The sequence below is a fragment of the Stenotrophomonas sp. genome, assembly GCF_032061965.1.
Lineage (GTDB): Bacteria > Pseudomonadota > Gammaproteobacteria > Xanthomonadales > Xanthomonadaceae > Stenotrophomonas.
The window spans coordinates 1-3,707 of the sequence record NZ_DAMBEF010000084.1 but is presented as its reverse complement, the minus strand read 5'-3'; the positions used below and the strand labels follow the sequence as shown (position 1 = coordinate 3,707).

The 3,707-nt window shown below is 64.9% G+C and carries 3 protein-coding genes; 1 reads left to right on the top strand and 2 read right to left on the bottom strand.

Annotation, left to right across the window (positions count from 1 at the left end):
- Positions 1-1,195 (top strand): M28 family peptidase (locus RT460_RS19425; RefSeq protein ID WP_313321364.1); only part of this gene is annotated, 1,195 nt, incomplete at its 5' end.
- A gap of 343 nt (positions 1,196-1,538) precedes the next feature.
- Here RT460_RS19425 and RT460_RS19420 read toward each other — a convergent pair.
- Together RT460_RS19420 and RT460_RS19415 are read right to left on the bottom strand one after the other, a co-directional pair.
- Positions 1,539-2,375: a TrmH family RNA methyltransferase gene (locus RT460_RS19420; RefSeq protein WP_313321363.1), complete on the bottom strand. Its 837-nt coding sequence runs from the start codon at positions 2,373-2,375 to the stop codon at positions 1,539-1,541.
- A gap of 15 nt (positions 2,376-2,390) precedes the next feature.
- The coding region (locus tag RT460_RS19415; protein WP_313321362.1) for an alanine/glycine:cation symporter family protein at positions 2,391-3,707 on the bottom strand (1,317 nt) is incomplete at its 5' end.

The following is a 3,707-nucleotide window of genomic DNA, read 5'->3' as shown; positions in this document are numbered from 1 at the left end:
GGCCAAGTTCAAGGCGCTGGGCTTTGACAAGGTGTGGACCGAGCCGGTGACCTTCCCGAAGTGGGAGCGCCGCAGCGAGCATGCCGCCGTAGTGGGCGCGCACCCGCAGCCGCTGACCATCACCGCCCTGGGCGGCAGCCCCGCCGGCACCGTGGAAGCTGAAGTGGTTCGCTTTGACGGCCTGGATGCGCTGAAAGCCGCCCCGGAAGGCTCACTCGCCGGCAAGATCGCCTACGTCGACTTCACGATGACCCGCAAGCGCAACGGCGAGGACTATGGCATTGGTGGAACCGTGCGCAGCCGCGGCCCCTCCGAAGCCATCCGCAAGGGCGCCATCGGCTACATCATGCGTTCGGCCGGCACCGACTCGCACCGCATGCCGCATACCGGCATCACCCGTTTTGACGAAGGCCTGACGCCGGTGCCCGCCGCTGCCCTGTCCGGGCCGGATGCCGACCAGCTCAATCGTTTGGTGGCGCGTGGCCCAACCCGCATCCGCATCTCGCTCGATTGCGGCTGGGACGGCAGCTATACCTCGCAGAACGTGATCGGCGAGATCACCGGGCGCAGCCTGCCCAAGGAAGTGGTGGTGATCGGCGGCCATCTCGATTCCTGGGATCTGGGCACTGGCGCGATCGATGACGGTGCCGGCGTTGGCATCACCATGGCGGCCGGCCACCTGATCGGCCAGCTCAAGCAGGCACCCAAGCGGACCATCCGCGTCATTGCCTTCGCCAATGAAGAACAGGGCCTGCATGGCGGCAAGGCCTATGCCGCCGCGCGCGTTGCCGCGGGCGAAGTGGTACAGCAACACATCGCCGCCGAAAGCGATTTTGGCGCCGGTCGCATCTACGCTTTCAACACCGGCTCCGGCAACCCGGCAGAGTCTCGCGAGGCAACCCGCCAGATCGGTGAAGCGCTGGCCCCGCTAGGCATCGAATACCGCGCAAACGAAGGCGGCCCGGGCCCTGACGTAGGCCCGCTGGCCGCCAAGGGCGGTGCCTGGGCATGGCTGGCGCAAGACGGAACCGACTATTTCGATCTGCACCACACGCCGGATGACACGCTGGACAAGATCGACCCCAAGGCGTTGGCGCAGAACGTGGCTGCGTACACCGTGTTTGCCTATCTGGCCGCCGAGTCCGAAGGCAGCTTCGGCAGCGAAGCCAAGGACGTGGTGCCGCCGAGGGAGTGATTGTTTCGCAGGTGGAGACAGGAAAGGCGCCGCAAGGCGCCTTTCTTGTTGCATCCATTTTGTTGATGCATCTGTTGTGGATGCATCTGTAGTGCCGAGCCATGCTCGGCAGGGGCTTCACCGATACAGCCTGTGCCGAGCATGGCTCGGCGTTACCTTGCGCCTTTGGCATTGTCGGTAAAGCCTCTGCCGAGCATGGCTCGGCACTACCTTGCGTGGTTGGCATTGTCGGTAAAGCCTCTGCCGAGCATGGCTCGGCACTACCTTGCGCCGTTGGCATTGCCGGTAAAGCCTCTGCCGAGCATGGCTCGGCACTACACCGAACAAGGCTAGGTAGTACGTCTCAGCGCTGCTGGCGGCTGTTCCAACTGGCCAGGAACACCGCCGTGGCCGAGGCAACGTTCAGGCTCTCCACCGCGCCGGTACCCGGGATCGACAGGCGCAGATCACAGCTCTGCGCGAACTCACGGTCCATGCCCTCGCCTTCGGCGCCCATCACGTAAACCATGCGCTCAGGCAGCACCGTGGTGAATACGTTGTCGCCGCCTTCCACCAATGTCGCAGCCAAGCCAAAACCCGCGTCACGTAGCTGCGCAACCGCCTGCGGCAATGCCGGCAAGCGCACCAGCGGGACCGATTCAGCGCCCCCCTCGGCCACGCGCGCCGCCGAGCCGGACAGCGCCAGCGTCGACTGCGCGGGCAGCAGGATCGCGCCTACGCCAAAGTGCGCTGCCGAGCGCAGGATCGCGCCGAAGTTGTGCGGGTTGCCTACGCCGTCCAGCCACAGCGCCAACACCGGGCCGTCCTTCAGCGAGGACAGCCAGGTTGCCAGTGGCAGCGGCTCCTGCTTCAGCACATCAGCCACCACGCCCTCATGGTGCGTGGTCGCCGCCAGCTTGTTGAGGTCGCCGTCGGCAACCACGCGATAGCCAACACGGTTGGCCACGCACCATTTGAGCATCGGCTGCAGCCGCGGGATCATGTCCTCGGCCAGGTACAGCTTGCGCATCGCCTGCGGGCGCTTGGCAAACATCGCCTGCACGGCATTGACACCGTACAGGCGCAGCTCGTCGCCACCGCGCACCGGCACAGCGTCGCCTTCGCGCGCGGCGGACGGCGCCGCCGGGGTTGCGCGCGGCGGTCGCGAGGAAGGACGACGGTTGTTCCAGGGATTGCTCACTACGGTTCCTTTGAATTACTTGTTGCCACGCCAGAAGTCGGCGTTCTTGATACCCAGTGCGTCAGGGTCGAACACCGGGTCCAGGCCCAGCTTCTTCTGCCGCTCATAGTCTTTCAGCGCCAGCATCGCCGGCTTCTGCAGGATCAGGATGGCCACCACATTGAGCCATGCCATCAAGCCTACGCCAATGTCACCCAGCGCCCAGGCCATTTTCGCATTGTGGTAAGCACCAAACACCACCATGCCCATGATGCCCAGGCGCAGCACCAGCATTGCCGCCGGATGGGTGCGGTTGCTGCCTGCCAGATAGGTCAGGTTGGTTTCGGCCATGTAGTAATAGGCCATGATCGTGGTGAAGGCGAAGAAGAACAGCGCCAGGGCCACAAAGCCCGCGCCCCAACCCGGCAGCACCGATTCCACGGCGGCCTGGGTGAACAGCGCGCCTTCGGACGGCTGCACGCCCGGCACGCCGTTGACGATGGCCTCCAGCTTCTCGACGCCCCCTTCGGTCACCGAGCGGAATACGTTGTACATGCCGGTCGACAGCAACAGGAACGCGGTGGAGGTGCACACCAGCATGGTGTCGAAATAGATCGCGAAGGCCTGCACGTAACCCTGCTTGGCCGGATGCGAGACCTCGGCGGCGGCGGCAGCGTGCGGGCCGGTACCCTGACCGGCTTCATTGGCATAGATGCCGCGCTTGACGCCCCATGCAATCGCCTGGCCGATGATGCCACCGAAGGCAGCATGCGCACCGAAGGCGCTGGAGAAGATGTCCGAGAACATCGCCGGCACCTTGCTGGCGTTGAGCATCATCACCACGATCGCCATCAGGATGAAGCCCAGTGCCATGAACGGCACGACCACCTCGGCAAAACTGGCAATGCGCTTGACGCCACCAAAGATGATGATGCCCAGCAGCACCGCCACGGTCAGGCCGATCCACAGCTTCATGCTGGCGGCACCGCCCACCGATGCACAGGCATCGGCACCCGTGCACAACACGTTGACCGCGCTGTCGGCGATGGCGTTGGCCTGCACGCCCGGCAGCAGGAAACCCGCGGCGATGACGGTAGCCACGGCGAACAACGCCGCATACCACTTCAGGCCCATGGCCTTTTCAATGTAGTACGCCGGACCGCCGCGGTAACGGCCTTCGGCATCCTTGGTCTTGTAGATCTGTGCCAGGGTGGATTCCACGTACGAGGTGGAAGCACCGAGGAAGCCCATCACCCACATCCAGAAGATGGCACCGGGGCCGCCATAGGCGATGGCCGTGGCCACGCCGGCGATGTTGCCGATACCCATGCGCCCGGCCATCGACATGGCCAG